General features: G+C 73.0%; 16 protein-coding genes. 7 read left to right on the top strand and 9 right to left on the bottom strand.

All coding sequences use genetic code 11. The features are described from left to right. Window positions 1–103: 103 nt before the first annotated feature. Window positions 104–1111 carry an NADP-dependent oxidoreductase gene (locus tag ACQPW6_RS25845; RefSeq protein ID WP_433892066.1) on the top strand — a complete coding sequence of 336 codons (1008 nt, stop codon included), beginning with the start codon at window positions 104–106 and terminating at the stop codon, window positions 1109–1111. On the opposite strand, the gene ACQPW6_RS25840 is transcribed toward ACQPW6_RS25845, so the two are convergent. The 4 genes from ACQPW6_RS25840 to ACQPW6_RS25825 form a co-directional block, all read right to left on the bottom strand. Continuing rightward, window positions 1108–1659, bottom strand: coding sequence for a MauE/DoxX family redox-associated membrane protein (locus ACQPW6_RS25840; RefSeq protein WP_433892065.1), 552 nt, complete (start codon window positions 1657–1659; stop codon window positions 1108–1110). The two genes, ACQPW6_RS25845 and ACQPW6_RS25840, sit on opposite strands and share 4 nt — an antisense overlap. Beyond that, window positions 1656–3707: an ABC transporter ATP-binding protein gene (locus ACQPW6_RS25835; RefSeq protein WP_433892064.1), complete on the bottom strand. Its 2052-nt coding sequence runs from the start codon at window positions 3705–3707 to the stop codon at window positions 1656–1658. Before ACQPW6_RS25835 ends, ACQPW6_RS25840 begins: the two co-directional genes overlap by 4 nt. Beyond that, on the bottom strand, window positions 3700–4302 hold the full coding sequence (locus ACQPW6_RS25830) for a TlpA family protein disulfide reductase (RefSeq protein ID WP_433892063.1): 603 nt from the start codon (window positions 4300–4302) through the stop codon (window positions 3700–3702). The genes ACQPW6_RS25835 and ACQPW6_RS25830 overlap by 8 nt, the downstream gene beginning before the upstream one ends. Window positions 4303–4606: 304 nt before the next feature. After that, entirely contained in the window at window positions 4607–4828 is a 222-nt protein-coding gene (locus ACQPW6_RS25825) for a hypothetical protein (RefSeq protein ID WP_433892062.1), read from the bottom strand. Window positions 4829–5113: 285 nt separating this feature from the next. On the opposite strand from ACQPW6_RS25825, the gene ACQPW6_RS25820 reads away from it, so the two are divergent. From ACQPW6_RS25820 to ACQPW6_RS25805, 4 genes are all read left to right on the top strand, one after another. Continuing rightward, entirely contained in the window at window positions 5114–7942 is a 2829-nt protein-coding gene (locus tag ACQPW6_RS25820; RefSeq protein ID WP_433894657.1) for an FtsX-like permease family protein, read from the top strand. Window positions 7943–7949: 7 nt separating this feature from the next. Then, window positions 7950–9017 (top strand): ABC transporter ATP-binding protein, encoded by a 1068-nt coding sequence (locus ACQPW6_RS25815; RefSeq protein ID WP_433892061.1) that lies wholly within the window; start codon window positions 7950–7952, stop codon window positions 9015–9017. After that, window positions 9014–9502: a S26 family signal peptidase gene (locus ACQPW6_RS25810; protein WP_433892060.1), complete on the top strand. Its 489-nt coding sequence runs from the start codon at window positions 9014–9016 to the stop codon at window positions 9500–9502. Before ACQPW6_RS25815 ends, ACQPW6_RS25810 begins: the two co-directional genes overlap by 4 nt. Before the next feature lie 117 nt (window positions 9503–9619). Continuing rightward, window positions 9620–12928 carry a tetratricopeptide repeat protein gene (locus ACQPW6_RS25805; RefSeq protein ID WP_433892059.1) on the top strand — a complete coding sequence of 1103 codons (3309 nt, stop codon included), beginning with the start codon at window positions 9620–9622 and terminating at the stop codon, window positions 12926–12928. Window positions 12929–13042: 114 nt separating this feature from the next. Here the strand turns inward: ACQPW6_RS25805 and ACQPW6_RS25800 are convergent, their stop codons facing one another. Together ACQPW6_RS25800 and mca are read right to left on the bottom strand one after the other, a co-directional pair. Further along, a complete protein-coding gene (locus tag ACQPW6_RS25800; protein ID WP_433892058.1) occupies window positions 13043–13348 on the bottom strand; it encodes a hypothetical protein in 306 nt (101 codons plus the stop codon). A 14-nt stretch (window positions 13349–13362) separates the two neighbouring features. Continuing rightward, on the bottom strand, window positions 13363–14235 hold the full coding sequence (gene mca, locus ACQPW6_RS25795) for a mycothiol conjugate amidase Mca (protein ID WP_433892057.1): 873 nt from the start codon (window positions 14233–14235) through the stop codon (window positions 13363–13365). A 162-nt stretch (window positions 14236–14397) separates the two neighbouring features. Here mca and ACQPW6_RS25790 point away from each other — a divergent pair, with 162 nt between their 5' ends. Together ACQPW6_RS25790 and greA are read left to right on the top strand one after the other, a co-directional pair. Continuing rightward, on the top strand, window positions 14398–14835 hold the full coding sequence (locus ACQPW6_RS25790; protein WP_433892056.1) for a DUF4307 domain-containing protein: 438 nt from the start codon (window positions 14398–14400) through the stop codon (window positions 14833–14835). 145 nt (window positions 14836–14980) lie between these two features. Beyond that, a complete protein-coding gene (gene greA, locus ACQPW6_RS25785) occupies window positions 14981–15478 on the top strand; it encodes a transcription elongation factor GreA (RefSeq protein WP_433892055.1) in 498 nt (165 codons plus the stop codon). Between the two features lie 127 nt (window positions 15479–15605). On the opposite strand, the gene ACQPW6_RS25780 is transcribed toward greA, so the two are convergent. The 3 genes from ACQPW6_RS25780 to ilvA all read right to left on the bottom strand — a co-directional run bounded on the left by ACQPW6_RS25780 (window position 15606) and on the right by ilvA (window position 18925). After that, on the bottom strand, window positions 15606–16460 hold the full coding sequence (locus tag ACQPW6_RS25780; protein ID WP_433892054.1) for an ABC transporter permease: 855 nt from the start codon (window positions 16458–16460) through the stop codon (window positions 15606–15608). After that, on the bottom strand, window positions 16457–17488 hold the full coding sequence (locus ACQPW6_RS25775; RefSeq protein WP_433892053.1) for an ATP-binding cassette domain-containing protein: 1032 nt from the start codon (window positions 17486–17488) through the stop codon (window positions 16457–16459). Before ACQPW6_RS25775 ends, ACQPW6_RS25780 begins: the two co-directional genes overlap by 4 nt. Window positions 17489–17695: 207 nt before the next feature. Next, on the bottom strand, window positions 17696–18925 hold the full coding sequence (gene ilvA / locus ACQPW6_RS25770; RefSeq protein ID WP_433892052.1) for a threonine ammonia-lyase: 1230 nt from the start codon (window positions 18923–18925) through the stop codon (window positions 17696–17698). Window positions 18926–18966 lie beyond the last annotated feature (41 nt).

The following is an 18966-nucleotide window of genomic DNA, read 5'->3' as shown; positions in this document are numbered from 1 at the left end:
CCCGGGCCCGGGCCTGCGGATATGAGGACGCTTCATGGAAAGCATTGTTCCATGAGCGCCGCGCCCTGCCCGGCCGCCCCGTTCCTGCCTACGGTCACCTCCCATGACCTCATCGCCCGGCACCGGCACCGCGCTCACCGTGCACCAGATCGCCCGCCCGACCCGCTTCCCCGCTCCGGAGCACTTCCGCTTCGTACGGTCGCCGGTGCCCGAACCCGCCGCGGGCAGCGCGCTCGTGGAGAACCTCTACTGGTCCGTCGACCCGTACCACCGCGAGATGATGGACGGCGACTTCGCGCTGGACTCCCCGCTGGAGGGCCGCGCGCTCGGCCGGGTGGTCGCGTCGCGCGCCGGGGCCCTCCCCGAGGGGGAGTTGGTCTTCCACCGGCACGGCTGGCGCACCCACTCCGTCGTACGCCCCGACGAGGCCAGGCTGCTCCCCCGCCACGAGGGTGTGCCGCTGTCGGCGCATCTGGGCATCCTCGGCGGCACCGGCCTGACCGCGTACGTCGGCCTGACGAGGATCGCCCAACTCCGGGAGGGCGAGGATGTGTTCGTCTCCGCGGCGGCCGGCGGGGTCGGTACGGCGACCGGGCGGTTCGCCCGGTTGATGGGCGCCGGACGGCTGGTCGGCAGCGCGGGCAGCGCCGCGAAGGTGGCTTATCTGGAGCAACAGGTCGGCTACGACGAGGCGTTCGACTACCACGCCGGGCCGGTCGCCGATCTCCTCGCCAAGGCGGCGCCGGACGGCATCGACGTCTTCGTCGACAACGTCGGCGGCGAGCACCTGGGCGCGGCGATCGGCGCGCTGCGCGAGCGCGGCCGGGTGGTGCGGGTCGGCACCGTCGGGCAGTACAACACCCCGGACGCGCCGCCGGTGCGGTTCGACCACGCCGACGTCGTGGAGAAGAGCCTGCGCGTGCAGGGCTTCCTGGTGCGCGACTACCGGGACGTGCAGCAGGAGTTGTACGACTTCGCCGTGCCGCATCTGCTCAGCGGCCGGCTCGCCCTGGACGAGACGGTCGTGGTGGGCTTCGACCGGATCGTGGACGCGTTCGTGTCCATGCTGCGCGGCGGGAACACCGGCAAGATGATCGTGAAGCGGTCTTAACGGCCCCGGCGCGGGGCGGGTTGGACGGCGAAGAGGTCGGCCAGGTCGTCCCAGAGGGTGATCGCTCCCGTGGTGACCACGGCCACCAGCAGGCAGATCAGGAGCGGGGCCGGGCCCACGTCGGCGGGGGTGGACGTCTCGGACGGCCACGTCGTCAACGCGGCGGCCGCCAACGCGATCAGCAGGCCGTTGCGGGTCAACTGGGCTGCGCTCACCGGGCGTTGGGAGGGTCCGAAGCAGTTGCACCGCACCGGTTCCCCCGCGCGGAGCGCCCTCGCCAGGGCGGCGCTGAACGTCAGCAGCATCACCGCGGAGAGCAGCACCGCCGCAAAAGCGGTCGCCGGCACCAGCACGGCGACCGCGAGCAGCGCCTCCGCCCCCGCCAACCCGGCGGACACCGGGCGCAGTACGCGGCCCGGCACGCCGCCGAGCCGGGCCACGGCCTCCTCGAAGGACGCGAACGCCCGCGCCGAGCGGAGTTTCGACGCCGCCGACACGGCGAACACGCCGGCCAGCACGAGCCGCGCCTCGACCTCGATCCAGATCACGTTGCCTCCTCGTAACCGCCGTGCGAGACGAGCTGGTAGCCCGCCGCCTGGAGCCGGAACAGCCGGGCGTAGGTGCCGTCCTGGGCGAACAGCGTGTCGTGGCTGCCGGATTCGGTGATCCGGCCGCCTTCGAGTACGACGATCCGGTCCGCGTCGCGCACCGCGCCGAGCCGGTGGCTGATCAGCAACGTGGCCCGTCCGGCCCGGAGTTGGTGCAGCCGGGCGTGCAGCGCGGCCTCCGCCTCGGCGTCCAGGCCGGAGGACGGCTCGTCCAGGATCAGCAGATCCGCGTCCGGCCGCAGCAGCGCGCGGGCCATCGCGATCCGCTGCCACTGCCCGCCGGACAGCACCACCCCGGCGTGCGGGTCGGCCGCCGGCGCGGCCGGCTCGCCCGGCGCCGGGTCCGCGGCACCGTCGCGCCGCGGCTCGTCAGGACCGGCGAACACCCGGCTGAGCATGGTGTCGTAGCCGGACGGCAGCTTCGCCAGGTAGTCGTGGATGCCCGAGCCGCGGGCCGCCTCCTGGACGGCGCCGGGCCCGGCTGCCCGGTCGAGGTCGCCGAGCGCGATGTTGTCGTGCGCGGACAGGTCGTAGCACATGAAGTCCTGGAAGACCGCGCCCACCCGGCGGCGCAGCTGCGCCACGTCCAGCTCGCGGATGTCCGTACCGTCCCAGGTGATGCGGCCGCGGGTCGGCTCGTAGAGCCGGCACAGCAGCTTGACCAGGGTGGACTTGCCGGCCCCGTTCAGCCCGACCAGGGCGAGCGAGCGGCCCGCCTCCACGGTCAGGTCGACGTCGGCGAGCACCCAGTCGGCGGAGCGGTGGTAGCGGAACCACACGCCTTCGAAGCGGATGCCCTGGCCCAACGCCCTTACCGGCAGCCCGTCGTGGCCCGCCGCCCGGGCGGCCCGCGCCTGCCGGGCGGCGGCCCCGACGATGTCGGTGTAGAACCGGAACAGCACCACCACCTGGCCGCTCTGGGCGAGTTGGCCGATGATGCCGGCCAGCGTGGCCTGCACACCGCCGAGCGCGGCGATCAGTACGGCCAGGTCGCCGACCTGGCCGTGGCCGCCCGCGATCCGCAGCGTCCCGCTGTAGAGCGCGACGGCGGAGATCGCGGCGGTGAGCAGCGACAGCGCGCCGTCGGTGCCGAACGTGGCCCGGTCCAGCTGCCGTTCGCCTGCCTGCGAGGCACGCAGCTCACCGAGCATCCGGGTGCGGAAGTGGTCGCCGAGGGCGAAGAGCCGGATCTCCTTGGCCGCCCGCAGATCGGTCAGCAGCAGGCTGTAGAAGACCTGGCGGCGGATCTTCGGCGCCATGGCCAGCGCGGTCCGGCCGCGCCGCCTGGCCAGCCAGGTCTGCGCCACGGCCGTCGGCAGCACGGACAGCAGCACGAGGCCGGTGACCAGCGGTGTCAGCGCGAGCAGGCTGGCGAGGAAGCCGCCGACGGTCAACGACGCCTGAATGACGGACAGTCCGGCCGACGTCAGGACCTGCGGGCCGTTGTCGCTCGCGTGCTGCGCCAGTTGCAGCCGGTCGTGGTAGCCGGGATCCTCCAGTTCGGTCAGACCGCGCTGGGCCACCACGGCCCGGAACAGCCGGTCCTGGGTGAAGAGCGTGACCCGGCGGTCGATCTCCCGCTCGATGTAGTTGTTGAGGTGCTGTATGGCGGCGGCGACCGCGCCCGTCGCGGCCACCGCGAGGGCCAGCGGCCCGACCCGGCCGGTGTGGTGCGCGGTGAGGTCGTCGATGAGCAGCTTGGTCAGCCAGGCGACGGCGACCGGCGCCGCGCCGGTGGCCACCGCGAGCACGAGGCGCAGGGCCGCGTGCGCGGGGGCGGCGCGGAAGTAGATGGCGACGGCCTGGCCGAGGGTGCGGGTCCCCGACCCCGGGCGCCACCGGGGCTCCCGGACGGTGCCGGGGCCGTCCGCGGCGGCGTCCGGGACCGGGCCGGGTTCGTCAGGGACCGGGCCCGGGCCGCGGGCGCCGGAGCCGGCGTCGGCGCCGCCAGGGACCGGGCCGCGGGCGCCGGGCGGTCGGTCAGTCACGACCGTCGTGGCCCGCATGGGCGCCGACCGCTGCGGGCGGCGCGCTGGTTTCCGCGACCGGCCCGGTGACGTCCGCCAGCACCACGCTCTTGCCCTCGACCACGCCCGCCGGCCCGACCAGGAAGTACGCGGGCGTGGTGGAGACCCGCCACCCCCGCAGCACCGGCCCGGGCGCCGGCTCGACCACCACGGGTCCGCCCGGCGCCAGCGCCGACACCAGCTCCTCGGTGTCATCGCCGCGCTTCCGCTGGACGACGCTCAGCGCCGCGACCCCGTTCTCCGCCAGGGCCTGGGCGGCCGCGGCGAACCGCGGTGCGTCCTCCGTGCAGGCCGAGCACGAGGTGGAGAAGAAGCCGATCAGCGTGCGGTCGGGCAGGTCGGCCCGGCTCATCGGCGTGCCCTGGTCGGTCGTCGCGGTGAAGTCCGGTACGGGCGCGCCGATGTCGGGGCCGCCCGCCATCGCCGCGTCATCGCCGGCCGCGTCCGGGGACAGGTTCCGCTGCTCGCGCAGACGGCGGATCACGGCGACCGTCACCGCGAGGTTCAACACGACGATGGCGGCGAGAACCACCACCGCGACTGACAGCACAATCATGGGAATACCGCTCTCTGCCGGGAACGCGGAACAGCCCGAACGGCCGGAACAACCGGAAACCACCGGCACCGGCCGGATAACCCGAACCGCCGCGACGAGGGGCAGCGGAAAGGCCGGGACAATCCGGCAGGAGGGCAGCACGAATTCTTCGTTCGGGCGTCGGTGAGGAATTCAGGGCACAGCGAACCCGCCGGATCGGCACCGACCCGGCCGTGGCTGTTCCGATGCGATACTGGTGGCGCGTGGGGGCGAGCTCCAATCGCCCCCACGCACCTGTCAGTTCACATCGGACCAGGTCAGATGCTCACTTGCAGTACGAGCCCCAGACGGTCTGGATGCCTGCACTGCACCGGCAGTCCCAGGCGCAGCCCCGCGGCGGGTTGTGGCAGGGGTCGTACGCGTTGTAGTAGTACGGCCCGTACTTCGCCGGTGCCGGCGTGTAGGTGATGCCGCAGGCGACGGCCTCCTCCTGGGGAACCACGGAGTTCAGTACGCGCTCTCCGAAGCGCTCAAGCAGAGCGATCACCAGAGATCCTCCTTCTTGCCGATGACCAGTTTCGGAATTCACGTCAGGCGATGTCGGCTTGCCCGACGTTGAGCGCAAGACTTCACTTCCAGTGCGCAAAATTCAAGCGCGTTGCTGGATTATTTCTAACTGAGAGAGAGCCTTCCGCTCCCGAGCGTTGACGTCGCACAGCCGGGCTGGCAGGGTCACGGAGGCGCCGCGCTGCAACTTCATCTCAACAGACGGGAAAAATCCGCCAGCGAGACGCAACTCGGCGATGACGGGGGTGGTCTGGTCGTGTTCCGGATGGTGCTGGCGCAGCTGCGGTTCCGCGGCGGGCGGGCGGTGGCGCTGGTGTGCGCGCTGCTGGTCGCGGTGACGTCGTTCTCCGTGCTGACCGGGACCGCCGACACCCAGCGCGTCGATCTGACCGGCACCGTCAAGGCCAACAGCCGTGGCGCGTACGACCTGTTGGTGCGCCCGGCCGGCGCCCGCAGCCGGCTGGAAACCAGCGGCGGACTGGTCGCGTCCACCGCGCTGAGCGGGCTGACCGGCGGGATCACCCAGGCGCAGTGGAAGAAGATCCAGTCGCTGCCCGGGGTGGACGTGGCCGCGCCGGTCGCCGTCGTCGGCTACTCGCTGCCCATGCTGCAACTGCCCGTCGACGTCTCCAAGGGCCTCCAGCCGGGCGCAGCACAGCAGTTGCTGCGGCTGACACCCGTCCACGTCTCGGAGAACGGCCTCACCCGGATACCGGCCAACGAGCAGTACCTGTACGTGTCCGACCGGCCGCTGCACGCCGAGAAGGGCGCGCAGCTCTCCGACGAGGTCGGCGCGGACGGCACGAGCCGCGAGGTGTGCACCCCGGTCACCCAGAGCCAGGACCCGCAGACCGGCGCACTCGTACCGCCGATGGCCTACGTGTCCTGCGCCTCGACCAACCCGGACAACACCTTCAACGCACCGGACACCGTCAACCCCAAGGCCACCGGCCCGTTCCAGGCCGCCGGCACCCAGACCTTCGGCTGGTCGTTCCCCTACCTGATCGAGGCGGTGGACCCGGCCTCCGAGGCCCGGCTCGCCGGGCTCGACAAGGCGGTGACCGACGGCAGTTACCTCACCGGAAAGCACCCGCAGGCCAAGTCCGGGACCATGGACGAGGAGTTCGGCACCACCAGCCAGCCGGGCGACCCGAGCAGCACCCTCGGCTGGGAGGACATCCCGGTGCTGATGGCCGACAAGTCGCCGATGAGCGAGCAGTTGAGGATCGAGATGACCCGGCTGCCGGCCGCCTCAGCGGAGCAGGTGGCCCAGGGCACCGACCTCGGCACGCTCGACAAGACGCTGCCCGGGCAGCACGGCACCCCGGCCGGCAGCGTCACCATCGACGCCCAGCGGGCCTACGCGACGCTGCTCGACTCGATCAAGAGCACCCTGCGCGGTGACCGGCACAGCATGACCTTCTCCCCCGCGGTCTTCGACTCGTTCCTGTCCTCGCTGCCGGTCGGCTACCGGGCCGGCGGCGACGGCGCCGCCCTCGACGCCGAACCCGTGCCCGTCAACCGCGGGCTCACCGACCCCACTTCCGACCCCGGAGACCTGCTCGACTCCGGGGTGCGGACCCTGGTCAACCACCCCGCGCCGCGGTTCAAGACCGACACCGACGTGCGGATGAACCTCGTCGGCGAGTTCGACCCCGACAAGCTCAGCGAGACCGGCACCGGCCTCGGCGCCGTACCGATGGAGACGTACTTCTCGCCGCAGGCCACCGGCGCGAACCCCGCCTCGGTCAAGGCACTCGGCGGCAGACCGCTGCTGCCCAACGGCAACATCGGCAACCTGCTGTCGGTCCCGCCGTCGATGATCACCACCCTGGACGCGCTGCCGTACTTCAGCGACCCCGACCGGTTCAGCGGCACCACCCCCGCGCAGGGCGTCAACCGGGCCGCGCCGATCAGCGTCGTCCGGGTCCGGCTGGACGGGAAGCTCGGCTACGACGCGCTCTCCCGGGAGAAGGCGCGGCTCGCCGCGCAGCGCGTCCACGACGCCACCGGCCTCGACGTCGACATCACCATGGGCTCCTCGCCGCAGCCGGTCGCCGTCGGCGACCCGGCCGGGAAGTACGGCCGTCCGGCCCTCCAGCTCGACGAGATGTGGTCGAGGAAAGGGGTCGCGGCCGTGGTGGTGGCCGCGGTCGACCGCAAGTCGCTGATCCTGTTCGTCCTGGTGCTCGCGGTCTGCGCGCTGTTCGTGGCCGGCGCCACCGGCGCGGCCGTTCGGTCCCGGCGCACCGAACTCGCCGTGCTGGCCTGCGTCGGCTGGCCGGCCCGCAAGCTCTTCGCGCTCATCGTGGTCGAGGTGCTGGCGCTCGGCGCCGCCGCCGGGGTCGCGGGCGCGGCGCTCGCGCTCCCGCTCGGCGCGCTGATGAACGTCCATGTCGGCCTCGGCAGAGCCGCGTCGGCGATCCCGGCCGCGCTGGCGCTGGCGACGCTCGCCGCGCTGCGGCCCGCCTGGCAGGCGGCGCGCTCGCACCCGGGCACGGCGGTGGCCGCCGCGGTCAGCGCGCCGCGCCGGCCCGCGCGGATCACCGGGATCACCGGCCTCGGCCTCGCCAACCTGCGCCGGGTGCCGGGCCGGGCGCTGCTCGGCGTGGCCGCCCTCGCGCTCGGCGTCACCGCGCTGGTCGCGCTGGCCGGCATCTCCGCCGCCTTCCACGGCGCGGTCACCGGCACGCTGCTCGGCGACGCGGTCTCGCTCCAGGTGCGCGGCAGCGACTACGCCGCCGCGGTGATCGCCGCGCTGCTGGGCGCGGCCACCATCGCCGACGTCCTCTATCTCGGCATCCGCGAACGGGCCGACGAATACGCCCTGTTGCACGCCACCGGGTGGCCCGACCGGGCCATCGGGCGGCTGGTGCTGACCGAGGCGGCCGCGATGGCGACGGTCGGGGCGCTGGCCGGGGCCGGGGTGGCGCTGCTGGGCATCCGGGTGTTCACCGGCGGCCTGGCCGGCGGCCTGGTGCTGCTCGCGCTCGGCGTCGCCGCGGCGGCCCTGGCCGTGACGCTGATCTCCGCCGCGCTGCCGGCCCTCGCGCTGCGGCGTGCGCCCACCGCGCGGCTGCTGGCCGGCGAATGACCGGCCGATGAACCGACTGATGAACCGGCCGATGACCGCCGACGTCCGCCAAGGCGGCGACCACGACCCCGTGAAGGAGAGCCCGGTGTTCCACAGAACGCGGCCCGCGCGTGCGGCGACCGATGATGCGCCGCCCGACAGCGGCACCGGCGGCACGGGCAACACCGATGACACCGGGAGCGCTGACAGCGGGAGCGCCCACGGCACCGGCACCACCGGGAGCGGCGGCCCCGGCACCACCGCGGGCGCGCGCGGCGCGACCGTCGTCGTCGCCGCCCTCACCAAGACCTTCCCCAGCGGTGACAGCGGCCGGATCACCGCCGTCCACCAGGCGGATCTGACCATCCCGGCGGGCGGCACGGTGGCGCTGACCGGCCCGTCCGGCTCCGGCAAGTCGACGCTGCTGCACCTGATCGGCGCGATCGACGTCCCCGACTCCGGCACGATCACCGTCGCCGGCACCGAGATCACCTCGGCGGGCCGCGGCGCGCTGTCCCGCTACCGGCGCACCATCGGCTTCGTCTTCCAGCGCTTCCACCTGCTGCCCGCGCTCACCGCCCGGGACAACGTCATCGCGCCGCTGCTGCCGTACCGCAAACGCGCCGACGGACTGGCCAGGGCCACCGAACTGCTGGCCGCGGTGGGCCTGGCGGGCCGCGAGGACGCGCTGCCGTCCCAGCTGTCCGGCGGCCAGCAGCAACGCGTCGCCATCGCACGGGCGTTGATCGGCGAGCCGGGGCTGCTGCTCGCGGACGAGCCCACCGGCAATCTCGACTCCGACACCGGAACCGGCATCATCGAACTGCTGCTCAAACTGAACGCCGACTTCGGTACGACGATGCTGATCGCCACCCACGACCCGGCGATCGCGGCTCGCTGCACGTACACGGTGCCGGTGCTCGACGGCCACGTCACCGGGGGCGCCCTGGCCGGCACGACCGAACCGGACGTAGCCGAACCGGCCGCAGCCCAACCAGGCCCAGCCCAACCGCCCGAAGGCGAACCGGACGCAGCCCAACCAGGCCCAGCCCAACCGGACCCGGGAGCAACCCGCCATCCCCCGGAGACGTCGTGAACGGCCCGTTCGCCGCCGGCCTCGGCGTGCTCGCCGCGGCGGCCGTCACGGCGGTCGCGGCCCGCCGGCTGCTGCTGGTCGTGACGGTCAAGGGCACCAGCATGACGCCCACTTTCGCGCCGGGGCAGCGCCTGGTCGTCCTGCGCACGCCGGCCGCCCGGCCGCGCACCGGCGCGGTGGTGGTGTTCCGGCTGCCGCCCCGGGAGGGCGGCGAAGTGCCCGCGCCCCGGCAGCCGTTGGTGGTGAAACGGCTCGTGGCCCGCGGCGGCGACCCGGTACCGGACGGGGTGCTGCCCGCCGTGGCGGCCCGGCCGGGCGACCTGGTGCCGGAGGGAAGCCTCGTGCTGCTCGGCGACGACCCGGCCACGAGCAGCGACTCCCGTGACTGGGGCTATCTGGAGGCCCGGCGGGTCAGCGGCGTGGTGCTCGGCCGGCTGCGCGGCCGGGCGCGGCAGCCGCGCCAACAGCGGGACGCGGACGCCTGATCCGCCTTCCGGTGACAGAGTTGGGACGCGATCAGAGCAGTCCGTGACGCTTGACGCGGGCCGTGGGCGGGCACGAACTCCATCCCATGAGTTGTCCGGCGTTCACCGGGAGGGCATGTGCCGGAATCACGAATCGCGCTGCGGGCCACTGACCGGACCGCCGCCGAACGGGTGCTGGAACGGGTGGTGGCCGAGCAGGGCGGCGCGGCGGGTTCCGATGTGCTGCTCGAACGGGGCCGGGACCGGATCGAGGAGATCGCCGGAGCGGCGGCCGAGGAGTACGCCGCCTACCGGCGGGCCCTGGCCGCGCGCGCCCCGGCGGCCCGCTCCGCGGAGGCCGGCGGGCAGCGCGGCGGGGCCGCCGCCCGGTCGCCGGGACTCGCCGCGGCGGTGGCCGCGGTGGTGGCCTTCGGCGCCGACCTGGGCTTCGGCCTCGCCGCGGGCGAGGCGCTGCTGACGGGGGCCGCGGCCGGCGCCGCCGGGGTGGCGGCGGTGGCGGTGGCGACGGCCTGGGGCCGCAGGGGCACCGGGGAGAAGGGACTGCCCGGCGGGCCCGAGCAGTTGCGGCTGCTGTGGCTGGCGGCGCTGGAACGTAGAGGAGTCCGGCCGTTCGTCGAGGGCCAGTCGCCGCTGCGGCCGGCCGCACAGCCGCAGCCCCAACAGGAGCCGCAGCCGCGGAAGATGAGCGTGCCGCGGATTCCCGGCCAGCAGCAGAAGCCACGGACCGGCGACCGCAGCGCGGCGGCCCGCACCCGCGTCCTGCTCGACCAGTCGTTCGGCCATCTGCCGGACGCCGAGGAGCCGTTCGTCGGCCGCAGGGCCGAGGTCGGCCGGATCGCGCAGTGGGTGCACCAGGCCCGCGCGTCCACCGGGGTACGCCCCACGGTGGTGATCCTGCACGGCCAGGCCGGCAGTGGCCGCAGCACCCTGGCGCTGCACGCGGCGCAGCAGTTGAAGGACCAGTTCCGCGGCGCGTGCGTGGTGGACCTGCGCGGCGCGGGCGACGCGCAGGCGCCGCTGGCCACCCGGGAGGCGCTGCTGCACCTGCTCAACCGGCTCGGCGCGCCGCGCGACCAACTGCTGTTCAGGGAGCGGCAGAACCAGGAGCAGCACCTGCGCCGGCTCAGCGAGCAGTACCAGCAGCACCTGACCGACCTGCCGGTGGTGATCGTGCTGAACGACGCCACCGGCGCCGACCAGATCAGGGCGCTGGTGCCCGAGCGGTCCGAGAGCCTGGTGCTGGTCACCAGCCGCGAACCGTTCGACCTCGATCTGCCGGGCGCGGCCGTGCACAGCCTCCAGGTGCCGGCGCTCGACCCCGCCGCCGCCTTCGAACTGCTCGCCCAACTCGCGGGAGCCACCGGCGCCGCGCTGCCCCGCCCGGCCGACGCGGACCGGCTGCGCGAGCTGTGCGCCGGGCTGCCGATCGCGCTGCGGATCGTCGGCAGCGCGCTGCCCGACCACTATGACGCGGGCCAACTGGCCGCCGACATCGAGGTGTTCGGCCCGCGTGACCCGGTGGACCGGGTGCTGGCGCTGCGCTACCACGACCAGCCGGAGCCCAACCGCCGGTTGCTGCGCCGGCTCGCGCTGGCCGGCCGCGCCAGTTTCGGGGCCGCCGCCGCTGCGGCGCTGCTGGCCACCGACGAGCAGGAGGCGGCCCGCAGGCTCGGCGAGCTGGCCGGGGCAGGGCTGATCGAGCATGTGCGCGGTGCCCGCTACCGGCCGCACGACCTGGTCCGCGGCTTCGCCGGGGAGCGGCTGCTCGACGAGGAGGACCCGGTGGAGCGGGCCGCCGCGCACGAGCGGCTGATCCGTTCCTACGCCGACCTGGCCAACACCGTGGTCAGGCTGGTGGAGGGCAAGACGTCCACCCGGGCCGGGCGGTTCGGCCAGCACGGCTTCTCCTCGCTGGAGTTCGCGCTGCGCTGGCTGGACGAGGAGTCGAGTTTCATCACCGCCGCGCTGCGCAACGCCGAGGGCGTGGACCGGGCCGCGGTGCAGGCGCTGCTGGGCGCGCTGTGCGACTACTGCCTGCTGCGCGGCGACCTCTACCGGCTGGGCGAGATCAGCGAGATGGCGCAGACCCAGCAGGCCAGGCAGCAGAAGTCCGGGCCCGACGAGGACCGTTCTGTGCTGGTGCGCTCGGTGCAGTGGCGGACCGGCATCGCGGCCCGGCAGTTGGGCGAGCTGGACAAGGCGCGCTCCACGCTGTCCTCGGTGGTGGACCTGTACTTCGAGGCGCAGCACCCGGCGGGCGCCGCCCGCGCGCTCGACAGCCTCGGCATCACCCTGCACCACCAGGGCAACCTGCGGGAGGCCGAGAGCAAGCTGCGCGAGGCGCTGGAGATCCAGGCCGCGCCCGAGCTGGACGAGGACCGGGCCTGGACGATGCACGCGCTGGCGGCGGTGCTGCGCGACATGGGCCAGCTGGACCGGGCCCTTGAGCTGCTGCACGAGTCGCTCGCACTGCACCGCGTCAACGAGAGCGTGCAGGGCGAGGCGTGGGCCCATCTGCAACTCGGCCAGGTCTACCTGCGGCTGGGCCGGGCCGATCTCGGCGAGGCCGAGCTGCGGGCGGCTGACACGTCCTACGCGCTGGCCCGCGACACCCGCGGCACCGCGTGGACGGCGACCCAGCTGGCCAGGACCCGGCTGCTGCGCGGCGAGGCGCGCGAGGCGGTACGGGACCTGGACGAGGCCGTGCAGCGGCACCGGTCCTGCGAGGACGCCCGCGGCGAGGCGTGGACCCTGTACTACCTGGGGCAGGCGCAGGAGGAGTCCGGCGACCTGGACGCGGCGCTGCGCAATCTGGAGCGGTCCCGCAGCATGTTCTCCCGGATGCGGGACGTCTACGGGCTGGCCTGCGCCCGGCACCACTCCGCGCGGGTCACCCGCGACCAGCGGGCGGCCCGTACCGGCAACCTGCGCAACAGCGGCTTCGCCCGGCAGCTGCTCCAGGACGCCCGGCAGGACTTCCGGCGGATCGGCGTGGAGCACGGCGAGGCGTGGTCGTGCGTGGAGCTCGCGGTGATCGACGCGGGCAACAGCCGGCTGCCGGAGGCGGTGACGGCGCTGGACGAGGCGTACGGCCTCTTCGCCGGGCTCGGCGACCGGCGCGGCCAGGACTGGGCGGTCTTCCTGCGGGCCACGGTGCTGCCGCTGCTGCCCGTCGAGGGGACCGGCGGCGGCGCGCTGAACCGGGCGAAGGAGGGCCTGCGCACGCTGTACGGCGCCGAGGGCGGGTACGAGGGCCGGGACCCGGACCTGGAGGAGTACGCGGCGGCCTACGCGCTGCTGCTGGAGCGCGGCACCGTACGCCCCGGCGGCAGCTGGGACGCCTGGCGGCTCGGCATGACGCCGTCCCGCTCGTCGCGGATGGTGATGGCGGTCCCGGCGCTGCAGAACCGCACGCAGGGCGCCTGAGCCCGCGCGCGGGAGAGCCTGGCGCCGCGTCGAGAACGCGCGGTCAGGCGCGCAAGGTCACGCGTCAGGCGGGCGCGCACGGTCACGCCTCAGGCCGGCGCGCACGGTCACGCGTCAGGCGGTCGGCGGGGTGCCGGATTCCGCCGACGCCTTCGGGGCCGGCACCGACGCGGCCTCCGCTGCGGCACGCTCGGCCGCCGCGGCCCGGTGGGCGGCGAGACCCCTCTTGGGCTTCGCCGGTGCCCCCGGGGCCTCCTCGAAGTCGATCTTCTTCATCTGCTTGCCCATGTTCTTCATGAGCAGCCACAGTCCGAGGGCGAGGGCAGCGAAGATCACGAATCCGAGCAGCCCCGGAGTCACCTTGTCGTTGTTCAGCTCGGCGAGCGGAACCACCTGGTCAAGGGCTTGGGAGGTTTTCACTCCCTCATTGTCCCCTAAGCCCCCCGCAGTCCCGCAAAGAGGTCGTCCTCCGGCAGCGAGACGTCGATCCGGGACTTGGCGAGCTCGTAGTCCTCGGTCGGCCAGATCTCCCGCTGGAGGTCCAGCGGGATGTGGAACCAGCCGCCGTCGGGGTCGATCTGGGTGGCGTGCGCGAGCAGCGCCTTGTCCCGGATCTCGAAGAACTCGCCGCACGGCACGTGGGTGGTCAGGTTGCGCTCGGGGCGGTCCATCTCCTCCCAGCGCTTGAGCCACTCCCCGTACGGCGACTCCAGGCCGCGGGAGAGCAGCGCCTCGTGCAGCGCGAGGGTGCGGGCCCGGTTGAAGCCCTGGTTGTAGTAGAGCTTGCTGGGCGTCCAGGGCTCGCCGGCCTCCGGGTAGCGCTCGGGGTCGCCGGCGGCGTCGAACGCCACCACGCTGATCTTGTGGGTCATGATGTGGTCGGGGTGCGGGTAGCCGCCGTTCTCGTCGTAGGTGGTGATCACCTGCGGCTTGAACTCCCGGATCAGCTTCACCAGCGCGCCGGCCGCCGCGTCGACGTCCTGGAGTCCGAAGCAGCCCTCGGGCAGCGGCGGCAGCGGGTCGCCCTCGGGCAGCCCGGAGTCCACGAAGCCGAGCCAGGACTGCTTGACGCCCAGGATCTGCCGGGCCTCGTCCATCTCCTTGGCCCGTACCTCGTGAATGTGCTCCTCGATATAGGCATCGCCCTGGAGCTTGGGGTTGAGCACGGAGCCGCGCTCGCCCCCGGTGCAGGTCGCCACCAGCACGTCCACCCCGTCGGCCACGTACTTGGCCATGGTGGCTGCGCCTTTGCTCGACTCGTCGTCGGGGTGGGCGTGTACGGCCATCAGTCGCAACTGGTCAGTCAAGGCTGGTCCTCAAGGTCCTCAAGGTCTGCGGGGAGTCCGAGCCCCCTCGTCTTCCACCGGAGAGGGCGCCTCCTATAGTGACTGAGCGAGAGCGCGAATAATTCCTCGGTCCCTGAACCAGAACCGCGCGGGCGGCCGGTGGATGTACGGGAGGCAGGACTCATGACGGCAGTACAGGCCGGAGCGCCGCAGTCGCCGCCGGAGCTGCCGGAGGGCCGCTACGGCCCGGGCCCGGACGCCCGCGCCGACCGCCGGCTGCGGATCGCCGGCATCGCGGTCGGCGCCGTGGCGCTGGCCGTCATCGGCTGGTTCGGCTACTCCTCGCTGACCACCAGCAAGGTCAGCGCCCAGGTGGTGGCCTTCGACGTGGTCTCCGACCAGCAGGTGCAGATCCACCTGGAGGTGCACAAGAAGCCCGGTGACGTGGCGGTGTGCACGGTCCGCTCGGTGGACTCCGACCACAACGAGGTCGGCCGCAAGGACGTCAGGCTGAGCGAGCACGGGCGGCAGGTGGACACCGTGGTGGCGCTGCGGACCACCGCCCGCGGCGAGACCGGTGAGCTGGTCGGCTGTCAGAAGGCACCGCACACCGCCCGGTAATTGTTAGGCTCGTGGTTTCGTCCCGGCAGCCGGTGGCAATGCAATGTCTCAACGGGTATGCGGCCGTACCGGCCGCGGGGGCGCACCGTCCGCGGGTATTCCGCCGGACGGGCACACGGCAAGACAGTACCGACGAGGAGCACCTGTGACCCAGACCAGCGACAACGTCACCTGGCTCACCCAGGCGGCGTACGACCAGCTCAAGGGAGAGCTGGAGGATCTGTCTGGTCCGGCGCGCGCCGAGATCGTCGCCAAGATCGAGGAAGCCCGCCAGGAAGGCGATCTCAAGGAGAACGCCGGATATCACGCCGCGCGTGAGGACCAGGGCAAGCTGGAGCTGCGCATCCGCCAGCTCAACCAGATCCTCGAGACCGCCAAGGTCGGCCAGGCCCCGGCGGACGACGGAGTGGTGGCGCCCGGCATGGTCGTCACGATCGCGTTCGACGGTGACCCCGACGACACGACGACCTTCCTGCTCGGCTCGCGCGAGGGCGTCGCGGACGACCTGGAGACGTACTCGCCGCAGTCGCCGCTGGGCCGCGGGGTGGCCGGCAAGAAGACCGGTGACGACGCGACCTACGAGCTGCCGAACGGCAAGAACGCCTCGGTGCGGATCCTGGACGTCAAGCCGTACCAGGGCTGAGCCGCCCGCCGGCAGGGGACGCCCGCCGGCAGGTGGCACCCGCTGACATGTGAACGGGCCCCGGTCGTCGTCCAGCGACGGCCGGGGCCCCTCACGTACCCGCGCGTGCCGCGCCGCGGTGCCCGTCCTACACCGTCACCGAGCGGTACTTGCTGACCGACCAGGTGCGGAACACCGCGATGATCAGCACCGACCAGATCAGCGAGGCCCACACCGGGTGCTGCATCGGCCAGGCGCTGGAGTCGACCACGCCCGGGTTGCCGAACAGCACCCGGCAGGCCTGCACGGTGGCGCTGAACGGGTTCCACTCCGCGATGTGCCGCAGCCACGGCGTCATCCCGCTGGTGCCGACGAACGCGTTGGACACGAACGTGACCGGGAACAGCCAGACCAGGCCGCCGGAGGTGGCCGCCTCCGGGCTGCGCACGGACAGGCCGATCAGCGCGCCGATCCAGGAGAACGCGTAGCCCAGCAGGAGCAGCAGCGCGAAGCCGCCGAGCATCTTGGGGATGCCGTGGTGCACCCGCCAGCCGACCAGCAGGCCGACGCAGGCCAGCACGACCACGGTCAGCACGGTCTGCACCAGGTCGGCAAGGGTGCGGCCGGTGAGCACCGCGCCGCGGGTCATCGGCAGCGAGCGGAACCGGTCGATCAGGCCCTTGTGCATGTCGTCGGCGATGCCGGCGCCAGCGCCCGCGGTGGCGAAGGTGACGGTCTGCGCGAAGATGCCCGCCATCAGGAAGTTGCGGTAGTCCGACGCGCTGGTGGAGCCGCCGATGTTGACCGAGCCGCCGAAGACGTAGCTGAACAGCACCACGAACATGATCGGCTGGAACAGGCCGAAGATGATCACTTCGGGGATGCGCATCATCCGCAGCAGGTTGCGCTTGGCCACCACCAGCGAGTCGTGCGCGGACTGGACCAGGCCGCCGGACCCGCTGGGCGCGGTGGTGTGGCTCACGATGCCGGTGTCGGCGGTCACTTGGCGTCCTCCTTGCCCGCTACCGTGGCGCCGCCCTCTGCGGCCTCGGGGTCGCCGGGCTGGCCGGCCTCTTCGGTGCTTCGCTCCTGCTCGGCCGCGTGGCCGGTGAGCGAGATGAACACGTCGTCCAGGGTGGGGCGGCGCAGGCCGATGTCGTCGATCTCGACGCCCTGGGCGTCCAGGTCGCGGATCACCTCGGCCAGCAGCTTGGCGCCGCCGGTGACCGGGACGGTGATCTTGCGGGTGTGCTGCTCGACGGTGGCCTCGCCCTTGCCGAGCGCGGTCAGCACCCGGGCGGCGGTGTCGATCTCGTCCCGCTCGTGCACCACCACCTCGACGCGCTCGCCGCCGGTCTGCGCCTTGAGCTGGTCGGAGGTGCCGCGGGCGATGACCAGGCCGTGGTCGATGACGCAGATGTCGTGCGCCAGGTTGTCGGCCTCCTCCAGGTACTGGGTGGTGAGCAGCAGCGTGGTGCCGCCCGCGACCAGTTCCCTGATGACGTCCCACAGCTGCTGCCGGTTGCGCGGGTCGAGGCCCGTGGTCGGCTCGTCCATGAACATCACCGGCGGGCTGACCACCAGCGCGGCGGCCAGGTCCAGGCGCCTGCGCATGCCGCCGGAGTAGGTCTTGGCGGTGCGGTCGGCGGCGTCGGCGAGGTTGAACCGCTCCAGCAGCTCCTCCGCCCTGGCCTTGGCCGCCTTGCCCTTCAGCTGGTAGAGCTGGCCGACCATCTGGAGGTTCTCCCGGCCGGTCAGGTATTCGTCGACCGCCGCGAACTGGCCGGACAGGCCGATGTGCCTGCGGACCTCGTTGGGGTGCTTGAGTACGTCGATGCCCGCGACGACGGCCTTGCCGCTGTCCGGTTTGAGCAGGGTGGTCAGGACCCGTACGGCGGTGGTCTTCCCCGCCCCGTTGGGCCCGAGCAGCCCGAGGACGCTGCCCTCCGGCACGTCGAGGTCCACTCCCCCCAACGCCCTGACATCGCCGAAGGTCTTGACCAGACCCTCGGCGTAGATGGCGCCCGGCATGTCTTCGCTCCCGTCCGTTGCCGGCCGTCTCCGGCCGGCGCGTCGTACTGTGCCTTCGCTGTCGCCGATGATCGCGGGAACGGCCGTGCTGAGCGAACGGAATACCGGCTTCTCGCGATACACCGCGAGAATGCCAGACACGATATATCGCGTCAACTGCCGTGGCTGCCAGGCCGCGTCAGGATTCCCCGTCCGCCCGACCTCCGGTCAGGCGATCACCAGGTACCCGGCGTCCTCCAGTGCCGCGGCGACCGCGGCCCGGTGCTCGGGTCCCTTGGTTTCCAGGTGCAGTTCGACCTCCGCCTCGGTGAGCCCGAGCCGGGGATCGGTCCGCACATGGCTGACGTCGAGCACGTTAGCGTCCACCACTGACAACACCCCCAGAAGCGTCGCCAGCGCGCCCGGCCGGTCGGTGATCCGCAGCCGCAGCGACATGTACCGGCCGGCCGCCGACATGCCGTGCCGCAGGGTGCGCTGCATCAGCAGCGGGTCCACGTTCCCGCCGGACAGCAGCGCCACCACCGGCCCCTCGAACGACTCGGGCGCCGCCATCAGCGCCGCCACCGAGGCCGCGCCGGCCGGCTCCACCACCAGCTTGGCCCGCTCCAGGCACAGCAGCAGGGCCGCCGACAGCTGGTCCTCGGTGACCGTCACGATGTCGTCCACCAGGTCGCGGACGATCCCGAACGGTATGTCGCCCGGCCTGCCCACCTTGATGCCGTCGGCCATGGTGGCCACGTCGTCGAGCGCCATCGGGCGGCCGGCCGCGAGCGAGGGCGGGTACGAGGCGGAGCCCGCCGCCTGCACCCCGACCAGCCGCACCTCCGGCCGCAGCGCCTTGACCGCGACCGCGATCCCGGCGGCCAGACCGCCGCCGCCGACGCCGAACACGATCGTGCGCACCTCGGGGCACTGCTCCAGGATCTCCAGGCCCACCGTGCCCTGGCCCGCGATGATGTCGGCGTGGTCGAACGGGTGGATCATCACCGCGCCGGTGCTCTGCGCGTACTCGATAGCCGCCCGCAGCGTCTCGTCCACCACCGCGCCGTGCATCCGCACCTCGGCGCCGTACTCCATGGTGGCGGCGACCTTCGGCAGCGGCGCGCCCACCGGCATGAAGACCGTCGAACGCACCCCGAGCAGCGAGGCGGCGAGCGCGACGCCCTGCGCGTGGTTGCCGGCGCTGGCGGCCACCACGCCGGCCGCGCACTCCTCGGGGCGCAGCCCGGCGATCCTGACGTAGGCGCCGCGGATCTTGAAGGAACCCGTGCGTTGCAGGTTCTCGCATTTGAGGTGCACAGGTGCCCCGACCAGCGACGACAGATGGCGGGAGCCCTCCATCGCGGTCATCCGGGCCACCCCGGAGAGCATCTTGTGCGCGCCTCGGACATCGTCGAGGGTGATCGGATGAGCGGGCACGGGCGCCTGACTGTCCATGCCTTCAGTCTCCCAGCAGTCCCCCGGCTTCGCGGCCACGG

The organism is Streptomyces sp. CA-111067 (assembly GCF_050956065.1).
Classification (GTDB): domain Bacteria; phylum Actinomycetota; class Actinomycetes; order Streptomycetales; family Streptomycetaceae; genus Actinacidiphila.
Note: the sequence above shows the minus strand (reverse complement) of the source record. Positions and strands in the feature narration are given on the sequence as shown.

What these genes read in the sequence shown, in the direction of transcription:
- ACQPW6_RS25830 (WP_433892063.1), bottom strand. Translation starts at nt 4,302, where the DNA reads ATGATTGTGCTGTCAGTCGCGGTGGTGGTTCTCGCCGCCATCGTCGTG.
- ACQPW6_RS25790 (WP_433892056.1), top strand. Translation starts at nt 14,398, where the DNA reads ATGACGGCAGTACAGGCCGGAGCGCCGCAGTCGCCGCCGGAGCTGCCG.
- ACQPW6_RS25775 (WP_433892053.1), bottom strand. Translation starts at nt 17,488, where the DNA reads ATGCCGGGCGCCATCTACGCCGAGGGTCTGGTCAAGACCTTCGGCGAT.
- ACQPW6_RS25815 (WP_433892061.1), top strand. Translation starts at nt 7,950, where the DNA reads ATGAACCGACTGATGAACCGGCCGATGACCGCCGACGTCCGCCAAGGC.
- ACQPW6_RS25820 (WP_433894657.1), top strand. Translation starts at nt 5,114, where the DNA reads ATGGTGCTGGCGCAGCTGCGGTTCCGCGGCGGGCGGGCGGTGGCGCTG.
- ilvA (WP_433892052.1), bottom strand. Translation starts at nt 18,925, where the DNA reads ATGGACAGTCAGGCGCCCGTGCCCGCTCATCCGATCACCCTCGACGAT.
- ACQPW6_RS25845 (WP_433892066.1), top strand. Translation starts at nt 104, where the DNA reads ATGACCTCATCGCCCGGCACCGGCACCGCGCTCACCGTGCACCAGATC.